Origin of the sequence: Methylobacterium platani, from assembly GCF_001653715.1 — a bacterium.
GTDB classification, from domain to species: Bacteria; Pseudomonadota; Alphaproteobacteria; order Rhizobiales; family Beijerinckiaceae; genus Methylobacterium; species Methylobacterium platani.
In genome coordinates, this window is record NZ_LWHQ01000106.1 from 1 (window position 1) to 3603 (window position 3603).

General features: G+C 65.3%; 4 protein-coding genes. All 4 read right to left on the reverse strand.

Annotated elements, in window-relative coordinates; translation table 11 throughout:
• Positions 1-674 (reverse strand): hypothetical protein (locus A5481_RS34385; protein WP_156312246.1); only part of this gene is annotated, 674 nt, incomplete at its 3' end.
• A gap of 128 nt (positions 675-802) precedes the next feature.
• On the reverse strand, positions 803-1888 hold the full coding sequence (locus A5481_RS31355; RefSeq protein WP_048437628.1) for an IS630 family transposase: 1086 nt from the start codon (positions 1886-1888) through the stop codon (positions 803-805).
• A 733-nt stretch (positions 1889-2621) separates the two neighbouring features.
• Entirely contained in the window at positions 2622-3188 is a 567-nt protein-coding gene (locus A5481_RS31365) for a hypothetical protein (protein ID WP_048437630.1), read from the reverse strand.
• A gap of 2 nt (positions 3189-3190) precedes the next feature.
• Positions 3191-3472 (reverse strand): hypothetical protein, encoded by a 282-nt coding sequence (locus A5481_RS31370; RefSeq protein WP_048437631.1) that lies wholly within the window; start codon positions 3470-3472, stop codon positions 3191-3193.
• Positions 3473-3603: the final 131 nt, after the last annotated feature.

Sequence of the window (3603 nt, forward strand, 5' to 3'; positions counted from 1 at the left end):
TAAGCCGAAAACGCTCTAGCAGGTCGGGCCGTGGTGTCGCGCATCACCTCGATCAGGTCTGCACCTGGGATTCGATAATGAGGGGACGGACAGAGTTCCAGATGCCCGTTCGACCGACCCTGGTCGTAGAGCCGATAGGGAAGCGAAAGGACAGATACGCCTTGCTTGCCGTTATCAACCAACCAGGAAGCGAAGTCGCAAAGGCCTCCCCCGTTGCTCCCGTCGAAGAACGTGTTGACTGCTCGCATCCTCACTCGTTCACGTTCGACTTCGCGCAACAAGTCGGACAGCATCACGATGCTCTGTCGCAAGGTAGTCGTACTGGCGTCGTTGCGACGCAGTATGGCGACTACACCCGTTAGACGCTCCTCAATGTCTTGAAGGCGTTCTGCGACCGTAGGGCCAGAGCGGACAAGCTCGGCGCCGCGCAGGTATCTATCGCCCACTAGCGCGAAGACGGACTGACGGCCACGCCCGGTTTCCATTGCAGCGTAGTTGATGACGCATCGTTCGACGACGAGACGTCCGTCACCGTCGGCGATGCAGACGAGCTTGGGCCAAAGCTTCTCGCCGACGAACTCGCGCAATCGCCGACGCACCTCCCCGAATTCTGCGACGGACGGGTCCGCTCGCATGGTGGCCATCATACCGAGGATGTCGCGGTCACGGGCCATGACGAGCCGTTGCTGCTCGACGTAATCCCGGCGGTCCCTCGCGGCATCGAAGTCGCGGGCCAGGAGATCAAAGGTGACGCCGTAATGCTTTCTAGTGTCCTGGCACTGAAGTTCGGCGATGAAGTGGCTTATCCGTCTTCAAGCTGCGCGGTTCTGAGACAGAAGCGCTCGACGGAGGCGATGATCTGGTCGGCGGACTTGGTCCAGCGGAACGGCTTGGGATCGGCGTTGTGTGCCTTCAGGAAGGTGTCGATCGCCTGCTCCAACTCCTCGACGCTGCGGTAGACGCCGCGCCGGATCTCGCGCTCGGTCAGCAGGGCAAAGAAGCGTTCGACCTGATTGAGCCAGGAGGCGCTGGTGGGGGTGTGATGCACCTGCCAGCACGGACGGCGCGCCAACCACTCCCGGACCTCGGGCGTGGTGTGGGTGGCGTAGTTGTCCATCACCAGATGCACGTCGAGGTCGGTGGGCACGTTGGCGTCGATCGTGTCCAGGAAGGTGAGGAACTCGCTGGCACGGTGGCGGGGCTGGCACTGCCCGATCACCTGACCGGTGGCGATGTCGAGCGCGGCGAACAGGGACGTTGTACCATGGCGCTTGTAGTCGTGGGTGCGCCGCTCGACGTCGCCCGGCTGGAGCGGCACCACGGGCTGCGACCGATCGAGCGCCTGGATCTGGCTCTTCTCGTCGACACACCGCACGACGGCACGGGTCGGCGGATCGAGGTAGAGCCCGACGATATCACGGACCTTGCCGACGAAGTCGGGGTCGGTGGAGAGCTTGAAGTTCTTGGTGCGGTGCGGCTTGAGCCCGAAGGCGTGCCAGATGCGCTGGACGCTGGTGTGAGAGAGGCCGTGGCGTTTGGCGATCAGGCGCGAACTCCAGTGCGTGGCGCCCTCGGGCCTGCGTTCGAGCGTGTCGAGCACGAGGGCCTCGACCTTGTCATCGTCGATGCGACGGGGAGCGCCGCTGCGGGGTTGATCGTAGAGCCCCTCGACACGGTCGCGCAGGAAGCGATTGCGCCACTTGCTGACGGTGGCCGGGTCGAGGGCGAGGTCGGCGGCGATGGCTTTGTTGGAGGCGCCCTCATCGGCCAGCAGCAGGATGCGGGCACGCGTGGCCAGGCCTTGCGCGGTCTTGCGACGCCCGGCCCATTTCTCCAGGGCGTCACGCTCGGCCAGCCTCAGCTTCACCGCGGGCAGGGGACGAGACATCGGCGCGCTCCGTAACAGGATCTTCTCCTACAACGTTCGTCGCCGAACTTCAGTGCCAGGACACTAGCGCAGTCCCGGCCGACCAAGCGCCTAGTGCCGGACTTGTAGCGCATGACAACGCCGTTGAAGTGGTTCGGATGCTTGCAGAATACGCATCGAACCATACCGCGTTCGCGACCGGATACGTTGTAGGCCATTTCCACGAGTGCCTCCTCATCTGGAGGCTGATCTTCGGAAAGTTCTTCGAGGCTTTTCGGGGCCGTCGGTCGTCAGTTGCGTGGAGAGGAGTTCGTCGTCGGTTTTGGTGCTCCAGTAAGTGCCGGCCGAGGATTTCGAGGGCTGGGGCAGATACGCCAAGTACGCACACTCCCGTTTCAGCGAGCGGGCAACATAGCGTGAACGGAGGGTATTCGCCAAGGCCTCGACGGAGGATTCGTCAGTAATTCACACCCTGTCTTGGGGATGGCGCGTCATATTTGACGCGATGGCGCACTAGTTACCAGGCAAAAATTGCCTCCGTGCCTCCCCATTGCATGCCCACTTCGGTAGGCCGTTACCTACCTCTCTCCGGGGGAAGGCCAAGCCCACGTGACCGGCTCGTGGTAGATCCGCGCCAGGGCGACCCTTGCCGCGCTGACGCGCGCCCGGTTCCGGCGCCAGGCCCGTCGGGACAGGGGCTTGCCGATTGCCGGCCGGGCCGCCTTCGCCGCCTCGATGTCGACCAGCACGTCGGTCATGGCGTGCCGGATCGGGTGGAGGTAGCCGCGCTCGAACTCGGCGCGCCATGCTTCCATCTCGCGCCGGTGGCGCTCGCGTTCGGCGGAGACGACGCTCGCGTAGAGGGACTCCCTTGGGTCAGGTCCTCGGCATCGCAGGGCGGGCCGGTGTCCCGGCCGGGGCCCGCCGGATTTCCGGCAAGCGGGTCCGTGACCCACTCGTACCTGCGGCAGGTGTTGAACTCCTCGTCACCGACCTCGCACCAGCCGTCCGCCGGTGGGCTGACGCAGACGACGGTGAACCCGTCCGGGGCGTAACCGGGCGAGCCGTTGTGCTCGACGACGCGGTGGATGTCGGCCCCGTCCCGGGTCACCAGGTCGCCGACCTGGAAGAACCGGTTGCCGTAGGCGTCCATCTTGCCGGCCGCCACCAGGGCGTCCCTGCGCTCCCGGCTGGCGCGGAGGTCTGCCTCGATGAGCTCGGCTTTCGTGGTGCCCATGGCAATCGACATGGCGATGCTGTGGGCCAACGCCTGGCGTTCGGCCGCCTGGTAGCACCTGAGGGACTCGATGATGGCCTGCATCGTTAGAGCTCCATCACCTTAAGGGCGGCCGCCTCAACGAGCGCCTCGGGGTCCGCGGTCCAGACCGAGGCGACCCGGATCATCTCGACGGCCATCGCGACGAGGTCGTCGGGCGTCAGCCACTGCTCGCCGTAGGCCCCGGCCGTGCGGTGGTTGTGCCAAGCGACGACGTGCCGAATGTCGGCCTCGTCGGACGCCTTCAGCATGATGTGGAACTCGTTGCCGGCCTCGTTCAGGCAGACCTCGAACCCGTCGCGCGCGTGGATGACGTGCTGTGTGCCCATCACCACCTCCCGTCGTTGAAGGTCGGCTCCGGGACGGGCGCGCCGGCCGCGTCGAGGACCTAACAGCCCTAGGCGGTGTGGACAGTTACCGAAGCCAGAGGACGATGGCGGCGATGGTGACGACGGCGGCG

What these genes read in the sequence shown, in the direction of transcription:
- A5481_RS31365 (WP_048437630.1), bottom strand. Translation starts at nt 3,188, where the DNA reads ATGCAGGCCATCATCGAGTCCCTCAGGTGCTACCAGGCGGCCGAACGC.
- A5481_RS31355 (WP_048437628.1), bottom strand. Translation starts at nt 1,888, where the DNA reads ATGTCTCGTCCCCTGCCCGCGGTGAAGCTGAGGCTGGCCGAGCGTGAC.
- A5481_RS31370 (WP_048437631.1), bottom strand. Translation starts at nt 3,472, where the DNA reads ATGGGCACACAGCACGTCATCCACGCGCGCGACGGGTTCGAGGTCTGC.